At 47.0% G+C, this 400-nt stretch carries 1 protein-coding gene; it reads right to left on the bottom strand.

Annotated features, from left to right (window positions below; genetic code table 11):
• Positions 1–400, bottom strand: a 400-nt coding sequence (locus FLK20_RS21430; protein WP_194165723.1) for a ThuA domain-containing protein, incomplete at both ends; no start/stop codon positions are given.

The following is a 400-nucleotide window of genomic DNA, read 5'->3' as shown; positions in this document are numbered from 1 at the left end:
TTTCATGCCCGGGGCGGAAATAAAATATTTTTCCCCTGCCGCGTTTAAACGTGGCGCCGCTGCGGAAAACCTCCCCACCGGTAAACCAGCTGACGAAAATTAATTCATCCGGTGCCGGAATATCAAAATGCTCCCCGTACATTTCCTCTTTTTCAATTTCAAAATACTCGCCGATTCCTTTAGCAATCGGATGAGATGGATCTACATTCCAGACGCGTTCTTTATCGTCTGATTCCCGCCATTTTAAATCACAGCCTGTCCCCATCAGCGATTTAAAAATTTTGGAAAAATGCCCGGAGTGAAGGACGATTAATCCCATGCCGTCTAACACGCGCTGTTTGACGCGTTCGACAATGTCTTCCTGCACTTCGTCATGTGCCATATGTCCCCACCAGACTAA

This window comes from Oceanobacillus sp. CFH 90083, assembly GCF_009389585.1.
Lineage (GTDB): Bacteria > Bacillota > Bacilli > Bacillales > Amphibacillaceae > Oceanobacillus.
This window is presented reverse-complemented; position numbering and strand designations above follow the sequence as displayed.